General features: G+C 60.1%; 23 protein-coding genes. 3 read left to right on the forward strand and 20 right to left on the reverse strand.

All coding sequences use genetic code 11. The annotated features are described in order from the left end of the window. Positions 1-131 precede the first annotated feature (131 nt). The 5 genes from hemG to AWX27_RS17645 form a co-directional block, all read right to left on the reverse strand. Positions 132-665 (reverse strand): menaquinone-dependent protoporphyrinogen IX dehydrogenase, encoded by a 534-nt coding sequence (gene hemG, locus AWX27_RS17625; RefSeq protein ID WP_025304933.1) that lies wholly within the window; start codon positions 663-665, stop codon positions 132-134. A gap of 21 nt (positions 666-686) precedes the next feature. After that, positions 687-2,138: a Trk system potassium transporter TrkH gene (trkH, locus tag AWX27_RS17630; protein WP_060424124.1), complete on the reverse strand. Its 1,452-nt coding sequence runs from the start codon at positions 2,136-2,138 to the stop codon at positions 687-689. Between the two features lie 35 nt (positions 2,139-2,173). Continuing rightward, positions 2,174-2,788 (reverse strand): IMPACT family protein, encoded by a 615-nt coding sequence (locus AWX27_RS17635; protein ID WP_060424127.1) that lies wholly within the window; start codon positions 2,786-2,788, stop codon positions 2,174-2,176. Then, positions 2,788-4,119, reverse strand: coding sequence for a Xaa-Pro dipeptidase (gene pepQ, locus AWX27_RS17640; protein WP_060424129.1), 1,332 nt, complete (start codon positions 4,117-4,119; stop codon positions 2,788-2,790). Before pepQ ends, AWX27_RS17635 begins: the two co-directional genes overlap by 1 nt. A gap of 112 nt (positions 4,120-4,231) precedes the next feature. Further along, entirely contained in the window at positions 4,232-5,428 is a 1,197-nt protein-coding gene (locus AWX27_RS17645; RefSeq protein WP_060424132.1) for an MFS transporter, read from the reverse strand. A gap of 233 nt (positions 5,429-5,661) precedes the next feature. Here AWX27_RS17645 and fadB point away from each other — a divergent pair, with 233 nt between their 5' ends. Together fadB and fadA are read left to right on the forward strand one after the other, a co-directional pair. Next, positions 5,662-7,851: a fatty acid oxidation complex subunit alpha FadB gene (fadB, locus tag AWX27_RS17650; RefSeq protein ID WP_060424134.1), complete on the forward strand. Its 2,190-nt coding sequence runs from the start codon at positions 5,662-5,664 to the stop codon at positions 7,849-7,851. Positions 7,852-7,861: 10 nt separating this feature from the next. Next, a complete protein-coding gene (gene fadA / locus AWX27_RS17655) occupies positions 7,862-9,025 on the forward strand; it encodes an acetyl-CoA C-acyltransferase FadA (RefSeq protein ID WP_060424136.1) in 1,164 nt (387 codons plus the stop codon). 172 nt (positions 9,026-9,197) lie between these two features. Here the strand turns inward: fadA and fre are convergent, their stop codons facing one another. From fre to pepE, 3 genes are all read right to left on the reverse strand, one after another. After that, the gene (gene fre / locus AWX27_RS17660) at positions 9,198-9,899 is read right to left on the reverse strand and encodes an NAD(P)H-flavin reductase (protein ID WP_004934474.1); all 702 of its coding nucleotides are present in this window, start codon (positions 9,897-9,899) and stop codon (positions 9,198-9,200) included. Positions 9,900-9,949: 50 nt separating this feature from the next. Beyond that, positions 9,950-11,446: a 4-hydroxy-3-polyprenylbenzoate decarboxylase gene (ubiD, locus tag AWX27_RS17665; RefSeq protein ID WP_025304926.1), complete on the reverse strand. Its 1,497-nt coding sequence runs from the start codon at positions 11,444-11,446 to the stop codon at positions 9,950-9,952. Between the two features lie 86 nt (positions 11,447-11,532). After that, positions 11,533-12,258: a dipeptidase PepE gene (gene pepE, locus AWX27_RS17670; RefSeq protein WP_060424139.1), complete on the reverse strand. Its 726-nt coding sequence runs from the start codon at positions 12,256-12,258 to the stop codon at positions 11,533-11,535. A gap of 246 nt (positions 12,259-12,504) precedes the next feature. Between pepE and rfaH the strand changes: the two genes are divergently transcribed. Beyond that, entirely contained in the window at positions 12,505-12,993 is a 489-nt protein-coding gene (rfaH, locus tag AWX27_RS17675) for a transcription/translation regulatory transformer protein RfaH (protein WP_004934466.1), read from the forward strand. Positions 12,994-13,038: 45 nt separating this feature from the next. On the opposite strand, the gene hemB is transcribed toward rfaH, so the two are convergent. The 12 genes from hemB to udp form a co-directional block, all read right to left on the reverse strand. Beyond that, a complete protein-coding gene (gene hemB, locus AWX27_RS17680) occupies positions 13,039-14,061 on the reverse strand; it encodes a porphobilinogen synthase (protein ID WP_033636707.1) in 1,023 nt (340 codons plus the stop codon). Positions 14,062-14,075: 14 nt separating this feature from the next. Next, positions 14,076-14,858, reverse strand: a complete 783-nt coding sequence (gene tatD / locus AWX27_RS17685) for a 3'-5' ssDNA/RNA exonuclease TatD (RefSeq protein ID WP_060424396.1) — start codon at positions 14,856-14,858, stop codon at positions 14,076-14,078. 53 nt (positions 14,859-14,911) lie between these two features. After that, positions 14,912-15,682 carry a Sec-independent protein translocase subunit TatC gene (gene tatC / locus AWX27_RS17690; protein WP_004934456.1) on the reverse strand — a complete coding sequence of 257 codons (771 nt, stop codon included), beginning with the start codon at positions 15,680-15,682 and terminating at the stop codon, positions 14,912-14,914. Positions 15,683-15,685: 3 nt separating this feature from the next. After that, positions 15,686-16,255: a Sec-independent protein translocase protein TatB gene (tatB, locus tag AWX27_RS17695; RefSeq protein WP_060424141.1), complete on the reverse strand. Its 570-nt coding sequence runs from the start codon at positions 16,253-16,255 to the stop codon at positions 15,686-15,688. 3 nt (positions 16,256-16,258) lie between these two features. Further along, positions 16,259-16,522, reverse strand: a complete 264-nt coding sequence (gene tatA, locus AWX27_RS17700) for a Sec-independent protein translocase subunit TatA (RefSeq protein WP_004934452.1) — start codon at positions 16,520-16,522, stop codon at positions 16,259-16,261. 80 nt (positions 16,523-16,602) lie between these two features. Further along, positions 16,603-18,234, reverse strand: a complete 1,632-nt coding sequence (gene ubiB, locus AWX27_RS17705) for a ubiquinone biosynthesis regulatory protein kinase UbiB (protein ID WP_038874180.1) — start codon at positions 18,232-18,234, stop codon at positions 16,603-16,605. Next, positions 18,231-18,839, reverse strand: coding sequence for a ubiquinone biosynthesis protein UbiJ (locus AWX27_RS17710; protein ID WP_060424142.1), 609 nt, complete (start codon positions 18,837-18,839; stop codon positions 18,231-18,233). Before AWX27_RS17710 ends, ubiB begins: the two co-directional genes overlap by 4 nt. 13 nt (positions 18,840-18,852) lie before the next feature. Continuing rightward, positions 18,853-19,608 carry a bifunctional demethylmenaquinone methyltransferase/2-methoxy-6-polyprenyl-1,4-benzoquinol methylase UbiE gene (ubiE, locus tag AWX27_RS17715; RefSeq protein WP_025304918.1) on the reverse strand — a complete coding sequence of 252 codons (756 nt, stop codon included), beginning with the start codon at positions 19,606-19,608 and terminating at the stop codon, positions 18,853-18,855. A gap of 78 nt (positions 19,609-19,686) precedes the next feature. Further along, complete coding sequence (rmuC, locus tag AWX27_RS17720; RefSeq protein WP_060424144.1) at positions 19,687-21,234, reverse strand: DNA recombination protein RmuC; 1,548 nt, start codon at positions 21,232-21,234, stop codon at positions 19,687-19,689. 140 nt (positions 21,235-21,374) lie between these two features. Then, a complete protein-coding gene (locus tag AWX27_RS17725) occupies positions 21,375-21,905 on the reverse strand; it encodes a DedA family protein (RefSeq protein WP_019455291.1) in 531 nt (176 codons plus the stop codon). 79 nt (positions 21,906-21,984) lie between these two features. After that, entirely contained in the window at positions 21,985-22,767 is a 783-nt protein-coding gene (locus tag AWX27_RS17730) for a tyrosine-protein phosphatase (RefSeq protein WP_049209368.1), read from the reverse strand. Positions 22,768-22,897: 130 nt separating this feature from the next. Next, entirely contained in the window at positions 22,898-23,659 is a 762-nt protein-coding gene (udp, locus tag AWX27_RS17735; protein ID WP_004934432.1) for a uridine phosphorylase, read from the reverse strand. Positions 23,660-23,875 lie beyond the last annotated feature (216 nt).

Raw genomic sequence — 23,875 nt, forward strand, 5'->3', positions numbered from 1 at the left:
CTTGTCAGTCGTTGTTCCCGGTCAGTGGAGGCGCATTATAGGGAGTTCTCGGCGGGCCGCAACCCCTAATTGCAAAAAACTTTTCAAGCGCGGGTTTTTTCGGCAAAACGCTGGCCAAACCCGCATTTTTGTCACTTTTCGTACTGGATCTGGCTAAATTCCTGGGCGAAACGGTCGACCTGCTGCCAATCGGTGTACTCCACTTCCTTACTGGTATCCGTTTCACCGCCCGTCATACGCATAATAAATTGAATCATGATGCGGTCGAACCAGCGATAGCGCGGATAACGCAATGCGCCGGCAAACACCGCGCACTGTTTTGGCTGCCACGGCGAGGCCAGCAGGAACTTGCGAGTATAAGCGTTGGTTTGCGGCGAGCGCTTTTCCGGTTTACGCGCGGTCAGGTTCACGGCAAAGAACGCGCTCGGCATTCGATTCAGTTGCTCGGCATGACGCTTGACGAATTTATCCAGCGCCGGGTTAAAGTGCCCGTAACGGATAGAAGCGCCGATCATCACCTGCTGATACTGGCTAAGATCGACCTGTTCCGCCTGCAGCAGATCGATCACCTCACAACGCAGCGTGTCCTGCAGCTTGCTTGCTATATAAGAAGCGATAGCGCGTGTTTGCCCGTCACGGCTCGAATAAAGTATCAATGCCTTCATGGCGTACTCCTTATATCAGGCTCACTCACGCCAGAAGGTTGGCGTGAACAGCACCAGCAATGTGAACACTTCCAGGCGCCCGAACAGCATCGTCACCACCAGGATCCACTTGGCCGCCGCCGGCATCGTGGTGAAGTTATCCGCCACTACGCCCAAGCCGGGGCCGAGGTTATTGAGCGTTGCCGTCACTGCGGCGAACGCGGAAAAGTCGTCAACGCCGGTGGCAATGATCGCCAGCATGCTGACGATAAACACCAGCGCATAGGCAGAGAAGAATCCCCATACCGCCTCCAGGATGCGTTCCGGCAGCGCGCGGTTGCCCAATTTGATGGTATAGACCGCGTTGGGGTGCACCAACCTTTTCAACTCGCGCGATCCCTGCAGGTACAGAAGCAGGATACGGATCACCTTCAGGCCACCGCCGGTCGAGCCGGCGCAACCGCCGATGAACGCCGAGCACAGCAACAACATAGGCAGAAACAGCGGCCACTTGGCGATGCTGTCGGTCGTAAAACCGGCCGTGGTCGCCATCGATACCACCTGGAAGAACGCCTGATTGAGCGTTTCCATACCGCTCTTATAGACGCCATGCCCCCAGAGCACCAACGTGCATACCATCACCAACGTCAACTGGACGAAGATGAACATGCGGAATTCAGGATCGCGCCCATACACCTTCAGACTGCGACCGCTTAGCAAAGCGAAGTGCAGGCCGTAGTTACAGCCGGAAATCAACAGGAACACAGCGATGATGGTGTTGATGGTCGGACTGGCGTAATAACCGATACTGGCGTCGTGGGTAGAAAAACCGCCGATGGCGATGGTCGAGAAACTGTGGCCGATGGCGTCGAACACCGACATCCCAGCCCCCCAGAGCGCCAGCGCACAGGCGACGGTCAGCAACACATAGATTAGCCACAGGGTTTTGGCGGTTTCGGCGATGCGTGGACGCATCTTGTTGTCTTTCAGCGGCCCGGGCATTTCCGCCCGATACAGCTGCATGCCGCCGACGCCGAGTATCGGCAGTATCGCCACCGCCAACACGATGATCCCCATGCCGCCCATCCATTGCAGCATTTGGCGATAGAACAGAATGGCCTTCGGCAGCGAGTCCAATCCCACCAGCGTCGTCGCACCGGTGGTTGTCAATCCCGAGAAGGATTCAAAGAAGGCGTCGGTCAGCGACAGGTTGGGCCGTTCCGAAAACAGGAACGGCAATGCCCCCACGCTGCCCAGCACGGTCCAGAACAGCACGACGATCAGGAAGCCTTCCCGGGGCTTCAGCTCGTGTTTCTGTTTGCGGTTCGGCCACCACAGCATCAGACCGATGGTCAGCGCCACGAAGAAGGTTTGGCTGAATGCACGCCCCGCCCCATCGCGGTAAATCAATGCCACCAGGCCGGGAATAAACATCGTCCCGGAGAACAGGATGACCAGCAGACCAACGATACGGGTTATGGCGCGAAAATGCATTTCAGCACGATCCTTAGCAATTCAATTGGGAGGAATTATTGCGAAATGGGGGTTAATTGCAAATTACCGCGACTGAGATCACGCAATTTATTTCCAAACAGCTCGACCTCGGTGGCCGGCAAGGCCAGATGCAGCACGACGGCGGCGCCGTATTCGCCCTGCAGGATCCGGCCTGCGGTTTGCTGCAGCAAGTTCTCCACCAGCGCCAACTGCGCATAGTCGCACTGCAAGATATATTCTGCTTCCGGCACCTTTTGTACCAACGCCAACTGCTTCAACGCCTGTTGAACACCGTTGCCATAGGCTTTCACCAGCCCGCCGGTGCCCAGCTTGACGCCGCCATAGTAACGAACGACCACGGCGGTCACTTCGCCGATACCGCTGCCCATCAGCTGCGCGAGGATCGGTTTGCCGGCGGTGCCCGACGGTTCTCCATCGTCGGAGAACCCCAGCTGCTGCGAGTCATCGGGGCTGCCGGCGACGAATGCCCAACAATGGTGCCGCGCCGCCGGGTGCTCATCCCGCACCTGCTGAATAAACGCCTTTGCCGCTTCTACCCCGCTGGTCGGCGCCAGCAGGGTGATAAAACGGCTCTTCTTTATTTCTTCGGTAAAGCAGGTCGCTTCCGCCGGTATCGGGTACGGCCGCATCAGGCCAGGTTCAGATCGCGCGTCATGTTCTCGATGCGCTTTTCGTGGATCACAATGTTGTCTTCGATGCGGATGCCGCCGTACGGCTTCAGCGCATCGATGCGATCCCAGGCGAAGTGCTGCTTGAACTCACCGCTGCGCCACGGCGCCAACAGAGAGTCGATGAAGTACAGACCCGGCTCGATGGTCAACACCATGCCCGGCTGCAACACGCGAGTGCAGCGCAGGAACGGATACTTGGACGGCGCCGCCAGATGGGTGCCTTGCTCGTCCTGCATAAAGCCGGCGGCGTCGTGCACCTGCAGGCCCAGCGGGTGGCCCAGCCCGTGCGGCAGGAACGGCGTAGTGATACCCGTTTCAACCATCGCCTCTTCGCTGAGGCCGTTCACCAACTTGTGATTCTTGAGCAGCTTGGCGATGCGCTGGTGCATCTGCTCATGGTAGTCGGTATAACGCACGCCGGTTTTGATGGTGTCGATCAACGCCAGCTGCTCACCGTTGAGATCTTTCACCAAGTGGGCGAACTCGCTGCCGCTTTGCGCCGCGTAGGTGCGGGTCAGATCGGCTGCGTAGCCGTTATATTCCGCGCCGGCGTCGATCAGGAAACTCAGGGATTCGGCCGGCGGCTGATGATCCAGCTTGGTGTAGTGCAGCACCGAAGCGTGTTCGTTCAGCGCCACGATGTTGTCGTAAGGTACGTCGGTATCGCGGTGGCCGGTCGCCGTCAGGTAGGCCAGGTTGATGTCGAACTCGCTCATGCCGGAGAGGAAGGCCTCATGCGCCGCACGATGGCCGGTTACCGCCGTCTTCTGCGCTTCGCGCATGCAGGCCAGCTCATAGCCGGTTTTGATCGAACGGTGGAAATCCAGGTAGTTCAACACCGCTTTCGGGTTGATGTTCTCGGAAGGGATGCCGAGATCGCGGGCGCGCTGTTGCGCATAACCGATATAGCCCACGCGCTCGCGCTGCGGCGGAAGCTGCTGGGCGATGGCGTCGGCGTTGGCCAGCGGCATCAATTCAAGGGATTTGGTCCAGAAACTGTCCGGCAGCGGCTCTACGCTGTGCCAGTAGTCAACCGGGGAGTAGAACCACAGCTTCGGCTTGTTAACACCGTCGATCCACAACCAGCAGTTCGGCACCGACGTCACCGGCACCCAGGCTTTGAAATGCGCGTTCACTTTGAACGGATAGCTATGGTCGTCCAAAAATACCTTTTGCAGTTCTCCGGAGTGAATCAGCAGCGCATCCAACTTGTTGCGCTCCAGCACTTCGCGCGCGCGTTTTTGCAGCTCTGCCAGGTGGTCGTTATACAAAGAAGCCAGCGTTTCCATCACAGTACCCTTATGCCTTAGCACGAAAGAAGCCATCTTAACACAGCGCTCCGACGCACCAACCTCATCGCGTTGGGCATGCGGAGCAGCTCGCAATTCCCTGCAAATGCCGTTACATCCGCAGTTTAACCATTAGCCAACCGGCCAGGCCGAGCACCGCTATCGCCAGCGCCCACAGGCCATGGTGCTCCAACAACACCGCGCCGGCCGCGGCGACGCCCGCCAGACACTGCTGCAGAAAGCCGCACAGCGCCATCGCATAGGCACCGTACTCTTTGGCGTCGCTGACCGCCATCGCCATGCTGTTGGGAAACAACACCGCCTGGCCAAAAATAGTCAGGCAATACAGCGCGATGAACAGCGCCATACCGGAAAGGCCGGCCAGAATGCCGCTCCACCACAATATCAGGATCGCCACCGTCGCCAGGGCCACGATGCCGCTGCCGGTTTGCATCAGTTTTTTCCCGCCGACGCGCGCCACCGTACGGTTCACCGTCAACGCGCCGCTAAAGTAGGCGATGCCGATCACCAAGCCCAGCGCGCCGAACGCCGTGACGTTGAGACCAAAACCCTGTTGCATGACGAACGGGCTCACCTCCTGCAACGTCACCGTGGTGGCGAAACCCAGCCCGCCGACGCAGGCCGGCCAAAAAAATCCCGGCCGCTGCAGGATGGCGAAGTAGGTAGCCGTCATCGCCGGGCGAGGCCCGCGATCGCGCCCCGCCTCCAGCGGCAGCGTCGCCATCAGCGCCAGAATGACCAAACCGGTGGCACCCATCAAGACGAAGCCCATCTGCCAGTGCGAATATTGGCTGAGCAGGCCGCCGACGAACTGACCGCCGCCCAGCGCGGTGATAAAAGCGATAGAGAGCACCGACAGCCGCCGCGCCAACTCGTCACCGCTCCAGTTATCCCGCACGATGATGCGTGCAATGATCGCCGCGCCACCGGCGCCCACACCCTGCAGCGCGCGCAGCACCAGCAGCTGGGCGCCGTTGCTGCACAGCGCCAACAGCCCGCTGCAGCCAATGAAAAGCAGCAGGGAAAGCGTCAGCGGCGCTCGGCGGCCAAAGCGATCGGCAGCCGCGCCCCAGAACAGCACCGGCAAGGCAGCGCCGATGACGAAGATCGAAATGGACAGCTCGGTGGCGCGCCGGCTCATTGCCAACTCGCGCATCACCGTCGGCAGCGAAGGCAGGTACACGGTCGTCGCCATCTGCGCCATAAATACCAACAGACACGCCAGCGTCATGGTTCTGGCGGGAATACTCCATAAGCCGCTGCGTTTGACACAAGCCGCCTTAGTCATGCCTTACCTCGTCTGAATGCTAAATCGCTGCAGGCAAGTGTATGAGGGCCGACAGACTCCAGCAAATGCCGATAGCACATAAAATATAACTTCGTTTTAAATCAAAAAACTAACTTGGCGAGATGTGATCCGACCAGCAAATATGCAATCTCTCATTTGCATATTTTTAACATAAAAACCACACTCCTCATCATCTGGTCATACCAGATCATACGCTGATTCAGGAGATAGACATGCTCTACCAAGGCGAAACATTACAACTGCACTGGCTCGATAACGGCATCGCCGAGCTGGTGTTCAACGCACCGGGCTCGGTCAACAAGCTGGACACCCGCACCGTCGCCAGCCTGGGCGAAGCGCTCACCGTGCTGGAAAACCAGCCTGAGCTGAAGGGGCTGCTGCTGCGCTCCTCCAAAGCCGCGTTTATCGTCGGCGCCGATATCACCGAATTCCTTTCTCTGTTCGCCGCACCGGCTGAAAAGCTGCAAGAGTGGCTGGTGTTCGCCAACAACGTCTTTAACCGGCTGGAAGATTTGCCGGTGCCGACCATTTCGGCCATTAACGGCTATGCGCTCGGCGGCGGTTGCGAATGCATTCTGGCGACCGATTTCCGCGTCGCCTCACCGGACGCGCGCATCGGCCTGCCGGAAACCAAATTGGGCATCATGCCGGGCTTCGGCGGTTCCGTCCGCCTGCCGCGCCTGCTGGGTAACGACAGCGCGCTGGAAATCATCGCCGCCGGCAAAGACGTCAGCGCCAAAGACGCGTTGAAAGTCGGTCTGGTGGATGCGGTAGTGGCACCGGAAAAACTGGCCGAAGCGGCGCTGAAAATGCTGCAACAGGCGATCGACGGCAAGCTGGACTGGCGCGCCGCGCGTCAACCTAAGCTGGAGCCGCTGAAGCTCAGCCCGATTGAAGCAGCGATGAGCTTCACCACCGCCAAAGGCATGGTGCTGCAGACCGCCGGGAAACATTACCCGGCGCCGATGACCGCGGTGAAAACCATTGAAGCTGCCGCCAAGCTGGGCCGCGATGAAGCGCTGAAACTGGAAACCGCCAGCTTCGTGCCGTTGGCGCGTTCCAACGAAGCGCGCGCGCTGGTCGGCATCTTCCTTAACGACCAGTTCGTGAAGGGCCAGGCGAAAAAGCTGGCCAAGAATGTGGATGCGCCGAAACAGGCGGCGGTGCTGGGCGCCGGCATCATGGGCGGCGGCATCGCCTACCAATCGGCGCTGAAAGGCGTGCCGGTGATCATGAAAGACATCAGCGACAAGTCGCTGACGCTGGGCATGAGCGAAGCGGCCAAGCTGCTCAATAAGCAGCTGGAGCGCGGCAAGCTGGATGGCCTGAAAATGGCGCAGGTGCTGTCGACCATTCAGCCGACGCTGGACTACGCCGGCATCGAGCGCGCACAGGTGATCGTTGAAGCGGTCGTCGAGAATCCGAAGGTCAAAGCCGCCGTGCTGTCGGAAGTGGAAAACCTGATCGATGAGGACACCGTTCTGGCGTCGAACACCTCGACCATTCCGATTAATCACCTGGCAAAATCGCTGAAGCGCCCGCAAAACTTCTGCGGCATGCACTTCTTTAACCCGGTACACCGCATGCCGCTGGTTGAAATCATCCGCGGCGAACAGACCAGCGATGACACCATCGCCAAAGTGGTGGCCTACGCCAGCCGCATGGGCAAAACGCCAATCGTGGTGAACGACTGCCCGGGCTTCTTCGTCAACCGCGTGCTGTTCCCGTATTTCGCCGGCTTCAGCCTGCTGCTGCGCGACGGCGCCGACTTCCGTCAGATTGATAAAGTGATGGAAAAACAGTTCGGCTGGCCGATGGGCCCGGCCTACCTGCTCGACGTCGTGGGCATCGACACCGCGCACCACGCGCAGGCGGTAATGGCCGCCGGCTTCCCGGATCGCATGAGCAAAGACTATCGCGACGCCATTGACGTGATGTTCGACAACCAGCGCTTCGGTCAGAAAAATCAATTGGGCTTCTACCGCTACAGCCAGGACAGCAAAGGCAAACCGCGCAAGGACAACGACGAGCAGACCGATGCTCTGCTGGCCGAAGTGAGCCAACCACGCCAGACCATCAGCGACGAAGAAATCATCGCGCGCATGATGATCCCGATGATCAACGAAGTGGTTCGCTGCCTGGAAGAGAAGATCGTCGCCAGCCCGGCGGAAGCCGATATGGCGTTGGTTTACGGCATTGGCTTCCCTCCGTTCCACGGCGGCGCGTTCCGCTACCTGGATACGCTCGGCACCGCCAACTACGTTGAGCTGGCCCAGCGTTACGCACACCTCGGCGCCCTGTATCAGGTGCCGGCCGGTCTGCGCGCCAAGGCCGAACGCAATGAAAGCTACTACCCGGTGGCGACACCGCTGTCCGACGTCGCTACCCGCCAACCGGCATGAGGTCATAAAGATGGAAAACGTAGTTATTGTTGATGCCGTACGCACGCCGATGGGCCGCTCCAAGGGCGGCGCCTTCCGCCAGGTGCGCGCCGAAGATCTTTCCGCTCACCTGATGCGTGAAGTGCTGAGCCGCAACTCGGCGCTGGATGCCGCCGAGATCGATGACATTTACTGGGGCTGCGTGCAGCAGACGCTGGAACAAGGCTTCAACATCGCCCGCAACGCCGCGCTGCTGGCCGAGATCCCGCACCGCGTACCGGCGGTGACCGTCAACCGCCTGTGCGGCTCTTCGATGCAGGCGCTGCACGACGCGGCGCGCGCCATCATGGTCGGCGACGCGCACGTCAGCCTGATCGGCGGCGTGGAACACATGGGTCATGTGCCGATGAACCACGGCGTGGATTTCCATCCGGGGCTGAGCCGCAGCGTGGCCAAAGCCGCCGGGATGATGGGGCTGACCGCCGAAATGCTGGCCAAGATGCACAACATCAGCCGCCAGATGCAGGATGAGTTCGCCGCCCGCTCCCACCAGCGCGCGCATGCGGCGACGCTGGCAGGTTACTTCAAAAACGAGATCATACCGACCAACGGCCACGACGCCGATGGCGTGCTGACCCGTTACGATTTCGATGAAGTCATTCGCCCGGAAACCACCGTCGAAAGCCTGTCGGCCCTGCGTCCGGCGTTCGATCCGGTCAACGGCACCGTCACCGCCGGCAGTTCTTCCGCCCTGTCGGACGGCGCTTCCGCCATGCTGCTGATGAGCGAATCGCGCGCCAAAGCGCTCGGTTTGAAGGCCCGCGCCCGCATCCGCTCGATGGCGGTCGTCGGCTGCGATCCTTCCATCATGGGTTACGGCCCGGTGCCGGCCAGCAAGCTGGCGCTGAAACGCGCCGGTCTGAGCGTGCAGGACATCGATCTGTTCGAGCTGAACGAAGCGTTCGCCGCCCAGTCTCTGCCGTGCATCAAGGATCTGGGACTGATGGACAGCATCGACGACAAGATCAACCTGAACGGCGGCGCCATCGCGCTCGGCCACCCGCTGGGGTGTTCAGGCTCCCGCATCTCGACCACCCTGTTGAACAACATGGAACGTCGCGACGCGCAGTTCGGCCTGGCGACCATGTGCATCGGCCTGGGCCAGGGCATCGCCACCGTCTTCGAACGCGTTTAGCTGTGTCTATCTTGGGATGACCGCGTCACCACTTCAAATCGCGGCATCCCGCCAAGTTTAGTTGCCGTTCTTCCCGCCTGTCAGGGGCGGGTTTTTTATGCCTGAAGTTTGCCGGCGCCCAAATAAAAACGGGGCGACCCTCGGCCACCCCGTTCACTGCGCATCGCCTCTGTCAGATAAACGAAAACGCGTCGCCGAACATATGCGCTTCCAGCGCGCCGCGCTCGGCGCAGAAACGCTCACGGGCGATTTTCGCCATCTCGAAACGCCCGGCGATATAGATATCGTGCTCCGCCAGCGTACCGAAATCCTGCAGCACCGCGCTGAGCACGGTGCCGCTGCGGCCGCGCCATTCGGCTTCCGGCTGCTCGACCACCGGGATCACCTTCAGATTCGGATGCTGCAACGACAGCGCTTCCAGCTCGCTCAAATCGTACAGGTGCTTCAGCTCACGCCCGCCCCAGTAGATCGAAATGTCGCGATCGGGCTGCTGCTCCAACGCGGTCAACAAGATTGAACGCGCGTAAGAGAAGCCGGTGCCGCCGGCGATCAGCACCAGCGGACGGCTGCCCTCTTCCCGCAGCCAGGCGTCGCCGTGCGGCACGTCGACGGTGATCGCCTGCTCTTTCAGGATGCGATCCATCACCGCCATGGCATACAGATTCAGCTCCGAAGCGCCGATGTGCAGCTCGATATAATCTTGCTGCGTCGGGGTAGATGCCAGCGAGAACGGACGCTTGTCGCGCTCGTCCATCACCACCATCAGATATTGCCCTGCCTTGAAAGAAAACGGCTGCTCGGGCACCAGACGTACCCGATAAACCGTATCGGTAATGGCCTCTACCGAGGTCACTTTACAGCTCAATATTGTCATGCGTTCCCTCTGTCGGGTCATCAATGCAAAGCTGAGAACAGGGCCTGACGCTACAGCGTCGGTTCCCTGTCACTGAAGATTGCGAGCTCATCCCAGATTTCGTCGACGCGCGCACGTACCTTTTCATCCATCTGAATCGGACGGCCCCATTCGCGATCGGTTTCACCCGGCCATTTATTGGTGGCGTCCAGCCCCATCTTCGAACCCAGGCCGGAAACCGGCGAGGCGAAGTCCAGATAGTCGATCGGCGTATTCTCCACCAGAACGGTATCCCTTGCCGGATCCATTCGTGTGGTGATCGCCCAAATCACGTCGTTCCAGTCGCGCGCATTGACGTCGTCATCGCAGACGATAACAAATTTGGTGTACATAAACTGCCGCAGGAACGACCAGACGCCCATCATCACGCGTTTAGCGTGGCCGGCGTACTGTTTTTTCATGGTCACTACCGCCAGGCGGTACGAGCACCCTTCCGGCGGCAGATAGAAATCGACGATTTCCGGGAACTGTTTTTGCAGGATCGGCACGAACACTTCATTCAGCGCCACGCCCAGGATCGCCGGCTCATCCGGCGGGCGGCCGGTATAGGTCGAGTGGTAGATCGCGTTGCGGCGCTGGGTGATGTGGGTGACAGTGAACACCGGGAACTGGTCGATTTCATTGTAGTAACCGGTGTGGTCGCCGTAGGGGCCTTCCGGCGCCATTTCACCCGGCTCGATATAGCCTTCCAGCACGATTTCGGCGCTGGCGGGCACTTCCAGATCGTTGGAAAGGCACTTGACCACTTCGGTTTTATTGCCGCGCAGCAGCCCGGCAAAAGCGTATTCAGACAAGGTATCCGGCACCGGCGTGACCGCACCGAGGATGGTGGCGGGATCGGCGCCCAGCGCTACCGCGACCGGGAAACGCTCGCCGGGGTGCGCCTGGCACCACTCCTGATAATCCAGCGCGCCGCCGCGATGCGACAGCCAGCGCATGATCACTTTGTTCTTGCCCAACACCTGCTGGCGATAGATGCCGAGATTTTGCCGTTCCTTATGCGGGCCACGGGTCACCGTCAGCCCCCAGGTAATCAGCGGCGCGGCGTCTTCCGGCCAGCAGTGCATCACCGGAATACGGCCCAGATCGACATCCTCACCCTGCCATACCTGCTCCTGACAAGGCGCGGATCCCAGCACCTTGGTCGGCATGTTCAGCACTTGCTTGAACTTCGGCATTTTGTCGAACAGATCGCGGAAGCCTTTCGGCGGCTCAGGCTCTTTGAGGAACGCCAGCAGTTTGCCGACTTCGCGCAGCGCGCTGATGTCTTCCTGCCCCATGCCCATCGCCACGCGATTGGCGGTGCCGAACAGGTTGCACAGCACCGGCATGTCGTAGCCTTTCGGGTTTTCAAACAGCAATGCCGGGCCGCCCGCCCGCAGGGTGCGATCGGCAATCTCCGTCATTTCCAGGTAAGGATCGATCGGCTGGCTGATGCGTTTTAGTTCCCCTCTCTTCTCCAGCAACGAGAGGAAATCGCGTAAGTCACGGTATTTCATGCTGATCATTATAACGGCCAGTGGGGAGGGCATTATAAGCCCTCTTCACGGTTGTTGCTGCAATTTTGTTAACGCCGCCCGCTGCGGGGTGGCCCTCAGCCGCAGTTGAACGGCACCAGCGTGGCCAGCGCACGCGTATCCTGATATTCGCGCGTCTCCTCGCCGTGGCGGAACACCTTGAAGCCCTGCCCGTTAGCGCTGAAGTAACGCAGCGCATCGCCTTCAACGTGCAGCAGGCTGCCTTCACGCAGCGCCACCACCGATTCACTCGGGTTGACCGCGCAGAACTCCGCCAGGCGCTCGTCACGGGTTTCGCCCATGTGGCCGCTGATATGCGCGTCGATGTAATGCGGGTTGATCTGCACCGGGAACAGCCCCAGAGCCGGCAGCACCACGCTGCAGCGCACCGGCATATCATTGGTGGTACGAATGCTCGGCGTAGCCACGTTGCAACCGGCGCTCCAGCCGACGTAAGGCACCTCACGCTCGCGCACCGCGCGCTGGATAGGCACGATCAGGCCTTGTTCGTGCAGCATTTGGTTCAGCAACCAGGTATTGCCGCCGCTGACCAAAATACACTCCGCCTGCGCGATCGCCGCCGCCGGCGAAGCGGCGTGGTGGATACTGGTGACTTCGATGCCCAGCGTTTGCGCCAGTTCCTGCGCACGCTGGTCGTAGTCATAACGGATCAGGGCGTAAGGGATAAAGACGGCGGATTTGATGCCGCGACGCGCAATCATCGCCAGCAGTTGGCTTTTGGCGTACCCCAGCAGCTCGGCTTCGCCAGACAGCTTGCCGTTGCTCAATAGAAACAGCTCCATTTCTTTCCCCCTCGGTCAAAAACGATGAATAGCGTCACAGCCGGTAGCGCAACGCCTTGCCATACTGTGACGGTAACAAATTTTCAGCCCTCTGTTATACCAGCGCCGTATCGATAAGTGTGTGACCCCTCGCTAATAGCCGCATATTCATAGAGATAGGTGATGTTACACGCTGAAACTTGCATCACTATGTATCCGGAATAGCTTTTGATATGCTTACCGGCTGGCAGAAAGGCATGTGAAATTATGGAATCCTGGTATCTACTTTATTGCAAACGCGGTCAGCTGTTGCGAGCGCAGGAACATCTGGAACGGCAGCAGGTAAACTGCCTCAGCCCGATCATCACGCTGGAAAAGATCGTGCGCGGCAAGCGCATCGCGGTCAGCGAACCCCTGTTTCCCAACTATCTGTTTGTGGAGTTCGACCCGGAGCGCATTCACACCACCACCATCAGCGCCACCCGCGGCGTCAGCCACTTCGTGCGTTTCGGCGCGTTGCCGAGCGTGATCCCGAGCAAGGTGATCGATGAGCTGCGCACGCACGCCAGCGAAACCTATGTCGATCCGGAAACCCCGCAGCCGGGGGATACCGTTCTGATCGTCGACGGCGTATTCGAAGGGCTGCAGGCGATCTACACCGAGCCGGACGGCGAGGCGCGTTCCATGTTGTTGCTGAACCTGATCAACAAACAGGTCAGTCAAAGCATCGACAACCGACAGTTCCAGAAGATGTAATGCAAAAGGCGCCCTCAGGCGCCTTTTTGTTGGCTCAGTTGGCGCTTAACGACGCATCGCGTCGTCGTGCAGCCACTGGGCGACACGCTTGGCGAAGTAGGTCAACACACCGTCGGCGCCGGCGCGTTTGAAGCACATCAACGATTCCATCACCGCAGGTTGTTCTTGCAGCCAGCCGTTCTGAATCGCCGCCATATGCATCGCGTACTCGCCGGACACCTGATAAGCGAAGGTTGGCACGCCGAAGGTATCCTTCACGCGGCGTACGACGTCGAGGTACGGCATGCCCGGTTTCACCATCACCATGTCCGCGCCTTCCTGCAGATCCTGTGCAATCTCCTGCAGCGCTTCGTCGCTGTTGGCCGGATCCATCTGATAGGTCTTCTTGTTGCCGCCCTTCAGGTTGCCGCTGGAGCCCAGCGCATCGCGGAACGGGCCGTAGTAACAGGAAGCATACTTGGCGGAATAGGCCATAATCTGGGTATTCACCAGGCCCTGCAATTCCAGACGATCGCGGATCGCCCCGATGCGGCCGTCCATCATGTCACTCGGCGCCACGATTTCGGCACCCGCTTCGGCATGGGACAGCGCCTGACGCACCAGGATGTCTTTGGTCACGTCGTTAATCACATAGCCCTGCTCATCGATGACCCCGTCCTGCCCATGCGTGGTGTAGGGATCGAGCGCTACGTCGGTCAGAATGCCCAGCTCAGGCACCGCGTCTTTCAGCGCGCGCACCGTGCGCTGCACCAACCCTTCCGGGTTATAGGCTTCTTCCGCATGCAGCGATTTCAGGCCCGGCTCGATCACCGGGAACAGGGAGATCACCGGCACGCCGAGTTTGGCGATGGTTTCCGCTTCTTTGACCAGCAGATCGATCGTCATGCGCGATACGCCCGGCATCGAGGCCACTTCTTCCTGACGGTTGCTGCCTTCCATGACAAACACCGGATAAATCAGGTCGTTGACCGTCAGTTGGTTTTCGGCGACCAGGCGGCGGCTGAAGTCATGACGGCGCACGCGGCGCATACGGCGACCAGGGAAGGTACCCGGAAATGCATAGCTCATAGTTTTCTCCTAGCTCAAACCAGCCGGAATAGCCGGCGGGCGTTCTCATCGGTTTTTTGCCCCAGCCATTGCGGCTCTTCCTGTCGCCAGACGGCGACCTGATGCACGATATGGGGCAGGAAACAGGGTTCGTTGCGGCGAGATGCGGGTTTAGGTTGTAAATCCCGGGGCAACAAATAAGGGGCGTCCGTTTCCAGCAACAGACGCTCGGCCGGGATCTGCGGCAACAGGGCGCGCAATTCCAGGCCGCGCCGCTCGTCGCAGACCCAACCGGTAATCCCGATCGACAGGCCCAGCGACAGGCAGCTTGTTAATTCTTCGGCGGTGCCGGTGAAACAGTGCACCACGGCCGCGGGCAGTTTATCCAACCACGGCGCCAACAGCTCGGCAAAACGTGCGTGTGCGTCGCGGCAGTGGAGAAACACCGGCAGCGCCAACTCCGCCGCCAGCGCCAGCTGCGCGGTGAACGCCGCTTCCTGCTGCGCGGGCGTCGAGAAGTTGCGATTGAAATCCAGGCCGCATTCACCGATCGCCGCCACTTCAGGGCGCGCGGCCAACGCATAAATCTGCTCGGCGGTGTGTTCATCCCAACCGCTGGCGTAGTGCGGATGCACGCCGGCGGTAGACCAACCGTAGCCCGCATGTTGCTGCGCCAGTTCGGCGGCCTCGCGGCTCTCCGCCAGATCGGTGCCGGTAATCAACATCCCCGTCACGCCCGCAACGCGGGCGCGTTCCACCACCGCCTGGCGGTCTTTGGCGAATTGGCTGCTGGTGAGATTAACGCCGATATCAAACATGGTTTTTTCCAAAGCAAAAGCCGCCCAATGGGCGGCTTCGCAATCAATGTGGATCAGGGTGCTGGGGGTTCGTCACCCTCGTCTTCTTCTTCCGCCTGCGGGCGACGTTTACCGGTATAGAAGCGAGCGAAGAACACCCCCACTTCAAACAGCAAATACATCGGTATTGCCAACAGGGTTTGCGAGAACACGTCCGGCGGCGTCAACAGCATGCCGACCACAAACGCGCCGACCAACACATACGGCCGTTTCTTCTTCAGATCTTCCGGCGAGGTGACGCCGCTCCAGCACAGCAGAATGATGGCGACCGGCACTTCGAAGGCGACGCCAAACGCCATAAACAGCGCCATGACGAAATCGAGGTAGTTTTTAATGTCGGTCGCAATGGTCACCCCCATCGGCGCGGTCTTGGCAAAGAAGCCGAAGGCCAGCGGGAACACGATGAAGTAGGCGAAAGCCATGCCGAGGTAGAACAGCAGGCTGCTGGACACCAGCAGCGGCATCATCAGGCGGCGTTCATGCTTGTACAGCGCCGGTGCGATGAATGCCCACACCTGATACAGAATCATCGGCGCTGAGACGAACACCGAGACGATCATGGTCAGCTTGATCGGCGTAAAGAACGGTGACGCCACGTCGGTAGCGATCATGCTCGCCCCGGCCGGCAGCTGCTTGAGCAGCGGCGCAGAGACCAGCTGGTAGATGTCGTTGGCGAAAAACACCAGCACCACGAACACCGCCAGCACGCAAATAATCGAGTTCAATAGCCGCTTGCGCAGCTCTATCAGATGACTGATAAGGGGTTGGGTATCTTCAACAGCCATGTATTAACGATCGCCACTAGGTTGGTGAGACGCTGGGGTTTTATCCGCAACAGGTTCGACAGGTGCCGGCGCGGTTTCCACCGGCGCTTTAGCCTGCTGCGCTGGCACTGGCGCGGCCGGTGACACAGGCGCGACGGCCTCAGGCTCCGCTGCCGGTTTTGGCACGGCGGCGGGCGCGCTGGCGCTGGTTGCCGCTTCCGCCGGCGTCACGCCGTCGTGCAAGGCTTCCGGATCGGTGACCTGCGGGTTATGAATGGTGTTCGCCAGCTCTTCTTTCTCGCCCCGGTAGGTGCGTTTCAATGATTCCGCCGCGTCTTTCAGCTCATCCATTGACGCCTTCAGCTCCGGCGTCAGGTTCTGCAAACCGGCCTGTTCCGCTTTTTTCAGGCTGTCCTGCAGCTCCTGCAGCTTCAGTTCCTGAGACAGTTCGTGCTGCACCGAGGCCGCCAGCGAGCGCAGCGCGCGGATCCAGCCCGACACCGTTCTGACCGCGACCGGCAACCGTTCCGGCCCCAGAACAACCAGGCCGATCACCAGCACCAGCAGCAGCTCACTAAACCCAATGTCAAACACGGTTTATACCTGCTCTTTGTTCTTCGACTCTTCCGGTTTCACTTCCGGCTGCTTATCGGTAATAGGCTTGGCCGAGAAGTCAGCGTCATCCAGGCTGCTTTTCTCAGCCGTGTTGGGGGTCGACGGCGTGTCGTCGCCGATCGCCTTCTTGAAGCCCTTGATCGAGGCGCCGAGATCGGAGCCCAGCGTGCGCAGTTTTTTGGTACCGAACAGCAACACCACGATCACTGCGATGATCAACAATTGCGTAATACTAATACCGCCCATTTTAATTACCTCTAATTTTAAAGGGTCTTTCAAAGCCAGCCCGCATTATAGGGCCGACTTTACCAGAGTGACGAATTAAATCAGGTGGTTCGCTTCCAGCCAATCACCCAGCATACGATGCCGGCGGCCATCATCCAGGCAGGAAACACCTCGATTTGCCCCAGCAGCAACAGCGTGCCGCTTACCAAGAGTGTAGCGCCAACGCCGAACAAATAACGTGACTGCCCCTGACGAACCCGCTGAGCCTGCATTTGGTTGGTCAGCTTATCAACGCTTTGTTGCAACAGTTTATGCTGCTGCAGGCTGTCGTAAAACAGCTCGGGCAGTTCCGGCAGCTTCTCCGCCCAGAACGGTGCTTTTTCTTTCAGCGCGCGCACCACGGCAGGGATGCCGACCTGATCGCGCAGCCAGCTCTCAAGGAACGGCTTGGCCGTGGTCCACAAATCCAGCTGCGGGTAGAGCTGGCGCCCCAGTCCTTCAACATACAGCAAGGTCTTCTGCAATAACACCAGCTGCGGCTGCACTTCCATATTGAAGCGGCGTGCGGTGTTGAACAGGTTCAGCAGCACGTTGCCGAAGGAAATCTCCGCCAGCGGTTTCTCGAAAATCGGCTCGCACACGGTGCGGATGGCGAATTCAAAGTCTTCCACATTGGTGTCGCGCGGCACCCAACCGGAGTCGACGTGCAGTTCCGCCACCTTGCGGTAATCGCGGTTGAAGAAGGCGATGAAATTTTCCGCCAGGTAGCGTTTATCATCCTTGTTCAGCGAGCCGACGATGCCGCAGTCGATGCCGATATAGCAAGGATCTTCCGGATGTTCGTAGCTGACGAAAATATTACCGGGATGCATGTCCGCATGGAAGAAGCTGTCGCGGAATACCTGGGTAAAGAACACCTGAACGCCGCGTTCCGCCAACAGTTTCATGTTGGTGCCCTGCTGCTCCAGCGTGGCGATATCCGAGACTGGAATGCCGTAGATGCGCTCCATCACCAATACGCTTTCACGGCAGTAGTCGGAATAAACTTCCGGTACGTACAGCATCGGGCTGCCGTCGAAATTGCGGCGCAGCTGAATGGCGTTGGCCGCTTCTCGCAGCAGGTTCAATTCGTCCAGCAGGGTTTTCTCGTACTCGCGCACCACTTCGCGCGGGCGCAGACGGCGGCCGTCCGGCAACAGCTTCGGCACCCAGCCGGCCAAACGGTACATCAGGCGCACGTCGGCCTTGATGATCGGCCCGATATCCGGCCGGATCACCTTCAGCACTACTTCCTGGCCGGTGGTTTTGAGCCGCGCGGTATGCACCTGCGCGATCGAAGCAGAGGCCAACGGCTGCTGATCGAAATCGTCGAACCAGGTTTCCAGCGGGCCGCCCATCGCCAGTTCGATATGTTTACGCGCCAGCGCGCCGTCGAAAGGCGCGACCCGGTCCTGCAACAAAGTCAGCTGATCGGCAATCTGCGGCGGAAACAGATCGCGGCGGGTCGACATCATCTGGCCGAACTTGATCCAGACCGGCCCCAGTTCCTGCAGCGCCAGCCGCAGGCGTTCACCCAGCGGCTTGTCCTTGTGCCGATTCGGCATCCAGAACAGCAGCCGGCGGCCGAAGCGCAGCGGCAGCGTCAAACGCATTTTAGGGATCAGTTCGTCCAGCCCATAGCTGAGAAAAACGCGGACGATAAAATACAAACGGCGCAGTTCGCCTGGGGTCATCGCTTGCCCTCCAACTTGTCCATGCGGGCAGACAGCGCTTCCGCGCTGCGGGCGAGTGCATCAACTTCCTCGTTGAACCACACCACTTCCAGCGGCCCCGGCGCCAGACGCCACTCTTCCGTCAACGCCTCCGCCATGTCCTGCTGCCGGCGCATAAAGCCGGTTTTCAGCAGCGAGGCGCCTTTTCCCAGCGCCTGCGTAATGCCCTGGGCGGCGATATCGCCGATATAGGGCGCCAGCCACTCCGCCGGATCCCACTCCGCCAGATCGAGCAGGCCAACCAGCTGTTGCACCACCTGAATATCGCCTTCCACCGTCAATTCGCCACTGCGCATCAGCACCGGCAACTGCTGGCGATCGCGCAGCTTCAGTAAGGCGGGAATGCGGCTGCGCACGGTGCAATCGGCGCTGTCCTCAGACTGCCCCAGCACGTCCACGCGCAGTTCGCTGAACACCAGCACCAGCGGTGAAGCCAGCTCTTCCAGTTCGATACGCAGCACCTTGCCCGCCAGGCGTTGGCGAGCGGCTTTCATGCTGCGATCGCGAAACAGCAGATTATTCAGCGAGGTTTCCAGCGCACCGGTCAGCAGAGGGGTAAACAGCATCGGCATCTCCCTCTCAGAACTTGAAGCCGCGATGCAGGGCGACAATCCCACCGGTCAGGTTGAAATAGGTGACGTTTTCAAAACCGGCGTTGCCCATCATGCCCTTCAGGGTTTCCTGATCGGGGTGCATGCGGATCGATTCCGCCAGGTAGCGGTAGCTGTCCGGATCCTTCACCACCAGCTCGCCGATCTTCGGCAATACGTGGAACGAGTAGGCATCGTAAGCTTTGCTCAGCGGCGCCAGCAGCGGCTTGGAGAATTCCAGCACCAGCAGGCGACCGCCCGGCTTCAGCACGCGGAACATCGAGCGCAGCGCTTTGTCTTTGTCGGTGACGTTGCGCAGGCCAAAGGAGATGGTGATGCAATCGAAGTAATTGTCCGGGAACGGCAGCGCTTCGGCGTTGGCCTGCACGTAATTGATGTTGCCGACGATGCCGCGATCGCGCAGCTTCTCGCGTCCCATCTTCAGCATCGAATCGTTGATGTCCGCCAGCACCACCTGCCCCTGCTCGCCGACCATGCGGGAGAACTTGGCCGCCAGATCGCCGGTACCGCCGGCCAGATCCAGCACGCGCTGCCCACGGCGCACGCCGCTGCAGTCAATGGTGAAACGCTTCCAGATACGGTGGATGCCGAACGACATCAGGTCGTTCATCACGTCATACTTTGCCGCTACCGAATGAAAAACGTCCGCCACCATGGCCTGTTTTTCGTCTCTAGCGACGGTGCGAAAACCGAAATCGGTGGTTTCCTGCGGTTGATCTGCCATTGTCCTGCCTGCTATTCAGTCAATTTTGTGTGGATGAGTGTACCAGAAGCCTGGGGAATACCCCACCTCGCCACGGCCTCAGCCGTGCGAAACGAAGCCTGGTTCCCCGGCGGTATCGTCATCGTCTTTCGTCTGCGGCAGCGCGGCGACATCATCGTCGTTCGCCTCTTCCGCTTCATCGTGTTGCGCGCCGGCTTGCTGCGCCAGCAGCGGGTTGATCGGCCGCTTGACCTCAACCCCCAACGCGCGAAAACCTTCAATTTGGCCGATAAGATTACCACGGCCTTCGCTCAGTTTGTTCATCGCCTGACGATAACTGCCCTGCGCTTTGTCCAGGCTCTGCCCCAGCGCGGACATATCGTCCACGAACAGCCGCATCTTGTCATACAGTTTCGCCGCGCGATCGGCGATGCGCTGGGCGTTCTGACTTTGATGCTCATAGCGCCACAGGTTGGTGATAGTGCGCAGCGCCACCAGCAACGTGGTCGGGCTGACCAGCATGATGTTGTGCTTGAGCGCTTCGCTGATCAGCTCCGGCTCGCGATCGATAGCCAGCAGGAAGGCAGGCTCGACCGGAATGAACATCAGCACATAATCCAGCGAGCGCAGCCCCGGCAGCTGCTGATAGTCCTTGCGGCCCAGCATGCGAATGTGGCCACGCAGCGAGGCGATGTGTTCGCTCAGCGCCGCTTCGCGCTCCACCTCGTCTTCACCGTTGAAATAGCGCTCGTAGGCGATCAGCGACATCTTGGCGTCGATCACCACGTCCTTGCCCTGCGGCAGGCGCACGATCACATCGGGCTGCATGCGGCTCTGGTGATCCACCCGCACGTTGACCTGCGTTTCATACTCGTGCCCTTCGCGCAGGCCGGAGGCCTCCAGCACCCGGCTCAGCACCACTTCGCCCCAGTTGCCCTGCGTTTTGTTGTCGCCTTTAAGCGCCTTGGTGAGGTTAATGGCCTCGCGCGCCATCTGTGCGTTCAACTGCTGCAGATTACGTATTTCGTGCGTCAGTGTGTGACGTTCCCGCGCCTCCTGACCAAAGCTGTCCTGCACCTGACGGCGGAAACCGTCCAGCTGTTCACGCAGCGGCAGCAGCAACCGATCCAAGCTTTGCTTATTTTGCTCGTCCACCTTGCGGCCGCTGTGTTCAAAAATGCGGTTGGCGAGGTTTTCAAACTGGGTGGTGAGGCGTTGTTCGCTGTTGATAAGCAGGCGCTGCTTCTCCTCCGCCGCCATGCGCGTCTCTTCCAGACGGATGGTGACTTCGCGCAGCTCAGCCTCCTGCGCGCTGTTAACCTCGCGCTGGGCGCGCAGCTCCTGGTTGAGCAATTCGCATTCGTTGCGCCAATGGTTGAGCTGTTGAAGCTTTTCATGCCCGGCCGCCAGCTGGCTGTGCAGGTTACGCAGCTCCAGCTCGCTCTGCCGCAGCTGCTGCTCATGGCGCTGCAGAGCCTCCTGCCGCGCCGCCGTTTCCTGCTGCGCCTGCTGCAACGCTTGCTCCAGCAACCGCAGCTCGGTTTCATGCTGCGCATTCGTCTGTTGCACCCGCAGACTGGCGATCAACCACCCCAACAGCATGCCGATCGTTACGCCGCCAATCCCATAAATCAGACTGGTATCCACCCTGCCTCCTGTTGCACCTTGCCGTTCCGGCGTTTCGCACGCCCATTGCCCGTCACGTTAAGGGGAGCCTGTATGGATGTCCAGCCTGATTTTGCCCGCCGTGCACAATATTGCGCGGCGCTGCGCAATTTAGCGAGAAATCAGCCCAGCCACTGGCTGAGCCACTTGATGCCGAATGCCCCCGGCGCCAGAATGCCGAACGCCCAGATCATCGCCGACGTGACGTTGGCTAACTGGAAATAACGCTGCGGCATGCCGCAAATGCCGCCCACCAGCGGCACCACGGCGCGCAGCGGGCCGAAAAAGCGGCCGATGAAGATGCCCAGCACGCCCCAGCGTTCAAAGAACGCGTGGCCGCGCGCCAGCAGCTGCGGATTGCGCGACAGCGGCCACATATGCGCCACCCGGTCCTGATAGTGATAGCCGATCCAGTAAGAGAGCCAGTCGCCGAAAAACGCCCCGACGGCGGCAGCGGCCCAAATCGGCCAAAAGGCGATGCCGCTTTCGCCGATCAGCGCGCCCAGCGCCAGCAGGATCACCGTGGCCGGCAGCAGCAGCGACAAAAACGCCAGCGACTCGCCGAACGCCAGGAAAAAGATGATGGGAATGGCCCAGCCTTCGTGCTGACGCACGACGTCGCTGACCCAGTTGATAACGTCATTGAGGCTCAATGCGGGGCTCCTGATACGCGATAATTCGCCGCCTAGGATAGGCCGGGGCGAGTTAAACCCCGGCTAAACGCGCGGCGATTTACTCGAGGTAGAACGCCTGCAGCGCTTCGCGCTGGGCTGCGCCCAGGCCGTATTCCGCTTCCAGCCAGCGGTCGGTGGAACCGTATTGCTGACGGATGCAGCCCAACGCCGTCATCAGGAACTCCTCGCGCGCGCTGAGCACGTAGGCGAATTGCTCCAGCGCCGCCGCATTCAGCTTGATAGACAGCTGATCCAGCATCTGCTCGCGGAAAGTGGCCAGCGTGGTTTCGGTCAGCAGATAGTCTTCCAGCACCGTCGCTTCGTCGGCCCCCAGCGCAAACAGCACCAGTGCCGAACCGACCCCGGTGCGATCCTTGCCGACCGCGCAGTGCTGCACGATGGCGCCGCCGCCAGGATTGCTCAACAGCTGCGCCAGCCGCTGATAGGCCGCATTGCCGAACGGCAGGCGGCGATACAGTTCCAGCATGAACGCGCGGGCGTCGAAGGCGGCCAGCGTCTCGTTGGTGAGCTTCTCCAGGTTGGCGTTGACTTCGCTGCTCAGCGGGTTGGCCGGCACGTGGTGATAATCGGCGCCATTCCACAGAATATCCGGCTTGGCCTGCACCTCGTCGGCATCGCGGTAGTCCAGCACCGAGCGCACCGGCACGCCGGCGAGAAAGGTGCAGTCGTTTTCCGTCAGCCGCTCGAGGGAACCGGAGCGGAACAGCAGGCCGCGCTTGATGCGGCGCCCGTCGGCCACGCCGTTGCCGCCGAAGTCGCGGAAATTGATGCCGCCGTCGAGCGGCGCGAGCGAAGGATGAAGCAGGATCTGGGCGGTCATAAACGTCCTCGTTGTTTTTGTTATGACAACGCGCGGCAGCCATCGGCGCAGCGCTGAGGAGTATCACCGTAACAGATTCGCCGCGAATGGAAAAACGGGCCGCGTCGGCGGCCCGTTGGGGGAAAGGCGATTACAGCAGGCGGCGGGCGGCGTCCACCACGATCTGCACCGCTTTGCTTTCGGTGTTTTTCATGGTCTCGGCGTTCGGGATCTCTTGCTGGGTGCGGTTGACGATCACCCCGGCCACCATGCCGGCACGCAGGCCCTGGCTGGCGCACATGGTCAACAGCGTGGCGGATTCCATTTCATAGTTCATCACGCCCATCGCCTGCCACTCTTCCATCGAGCCTTTGAAGCGGCTGACTACGCGGCCGGAGTAAGTGTCGTAACGCTCCTGGCCCGGATAGAAGGTATCGGAGGAGGCGGTCACGCCGATGTGCGTGGTAGCGCCGCTGGCCTTGGCCGCTTCCACCAGCGCGGTGGTGCAGGCGAAGTCAGCGACTGCCGGGAACTCCATCGGCGCAAAGTGCAGGCTGGCGCCGTCGAGGCGTACCGCCGCCGTGGTGACCAGCACGTCACCGACGTTGATGTTCGCCTGAATGGCGCCGGTGGTGCCGATGCGCAGGAAGGTGCGAATGCCCAGCTGCGCCAGCTCTTCCACCGCAATAGAGGTAGACGGGCCGCCGATACCGGTAGAGCAGACGATCACCGCCTTGCCGTCCAGCTCCGCGCGCCAGGTAGTGAATTCACGATGGGAGGCCAGATGCACCGGATTTTCCATCAGCTTGGCAATCTTCTCTACGCGCTGCGGATCGCCCGGCACGATGGCAAGCTGGGCCCCTTGTAAATCGTTCTTGGTGAGGCCGAGATGAAAAACGTCAGACTGAGACATACGAGACTCCTCATGGATCATGTTTATTGGGAGGAACAAAAAAGCACTCTACTGAAAATCGCCGCTTAATTTCGTGACGATAGTCACTATGAAAAGAGAAACAAATTACATGCTACATATTTTTTGTGATTTTTATCACAAAAAAGCACTGTAACGCACCCAGAGCGCACCGCTATACCTCAGTCTAGCCGACAAATCTTGCCGCCCTCTGCCCGT

The organism is Serratia sp. 2880STDY5682894 (assembly GCF_001537385.1).
Taxonomy (GTDB): Bacteria; Pseudomonadota; Gammaproteobacteria; order Enterobacterales; family Enterobacteriaceae; genus Serratia; species Serratia nevei.

Excerpts from the sequence above, each read along its gene's own strand:
- hemG (WP_025304933.1), bottom strand. The coding sequence starts at position 665 with ATGAAGGCATTGATACTTTATTCGAGCCGTGACGGGCAAACACGCGCT.
- trkH (WP_060424124.1), bottom strand. The coding sequence starts at position 2,138 with ATGCATTTTCGCGCCATAACCCGTATCGTTGGTCTGCTGGTCATCCTG.
- AWX27_RS17635 (WP_060424127.1), bottom strand. The coding sequence starts at position 2,788 with ATGCGGCCGTACCCGATACCGGCGGAAGCGACCTGCTTTACCGAAGAA.
- pepQ (WP_060424129.1), bottom strand. The coding sequence starts at position 4,119 with ATGGAAACGCTGGCTTCTTTGTATAACGACCACCTGGCAGAGCTGCAA.
- AWX27_RS17645 (WP_060424132.1), bottom strand. The coding sequence starts at position 5,428 with ATGACTAAGGCGGCTTGTGTCAAACGCAGCGGCTTATGGAGTATTCCC.
- fadB (WP_060424134.1), top strand. The coding sequence starts at position 5,662 with ATGCTCTACCAAGGCGAAACATTACAACTGCACTGGCTCGATAACGGC.
- fadA (WP_060424136.1), top strand. The coding sequence starts at position 7,862 with ATGGAAAACGTAGTTATTGTTGATGCCGTACGCACGCCGATGGGCCGC.
- fre (WP_004934474.1), bottom strand. The coding sequence starts at position 9,899 with ATGACAATATTGAGCTGTAAAGTGACCTCGGTAGAGGCCATTACCGAT.
- ubiD (WP_025304926.1), bottom strand. The coding sequence starts at position 11,446 with ATGATCAGCATGAAATACCGTGACTTACGCGATTTCCTCTCGTTGCTG.
- pepE (WP_060424139.1), bottom strand. The coding sequence starts at position 12,258 with ATGGAGCTGTTTCTATTGAGCAACGGCAAGCTGTCTGGCGAAGCCGAG.
- rfaH (WP_004934466.1), top strand. The coding sequence starts at position 12,505 with ATGGAATCCTGGTATCTACTTTATTGCAAACGCGGTCAGCTGTTGCGA.
- hemB (WP_033636707.1), bottom strand. The coding sequence starts at position 14,061 with ATGAGCTATGCATTTCCGGGTACCTTCCCTGGTCGCCGTATGCGCCGC.
- tatD (WP_060424396.1), bottom strand. The coding sequence starts at position 14,858 with ATGTTTGATATCGGCGTTAATCTCACCAGCAGCCAATTCGCCAAAGAC.
- tatC (WP_004934456.1), bottom strand. The coding sequence starts at position 15,682 with ATGGCTGTTGAAGATACCCAACCCCTTATCAGTCATCTGATAGAGCTG.
- tatA (WP_004934452.1), bottom strand. The coding sequence starts at position 16,522 with ATGGGCGGTATTAGTATTACGCAATTGTTGATCATCGCAGTGATCGTG.
- ubiB (WP_038874180.1), bottom strand. The coding sequence starts at position 18,234 with ATGACCCCAGGCGAACTGCGCCGTTTGTATTTTATCGTCCGCGTTTTT.
- AWX27_RS17710 (WP_060424142.1), bottom strand. The coding sequence starts at position 18,839 with ATGCTGTTTACCCCTCTGCTGACCGGTGCGCTGGAAACCTCGCTGAAT.
- ubiE (WP_025304918.1), bottom strand. The coding sequence starts at position 19,608 with ATGGCAGATCAACCGCAGGAAACCACCGATTTCGGTTTTCGCACCGTC.
- AWX27_RS17730 (WP_049209368.1), bottom strand. The coding sequence starts at position 22,767 with ATGACCGCCCAGATCCTGCTTCATCCTTCGCTCGCGCCGCTCGACGGC.
- udp (WP_004934432.1), bottom strand. The coding sequence starts at position 23,659 with ATGTCTCAGTCTGACGTTTTTCATCTCGGCCTCACCAAGAACGATTTA.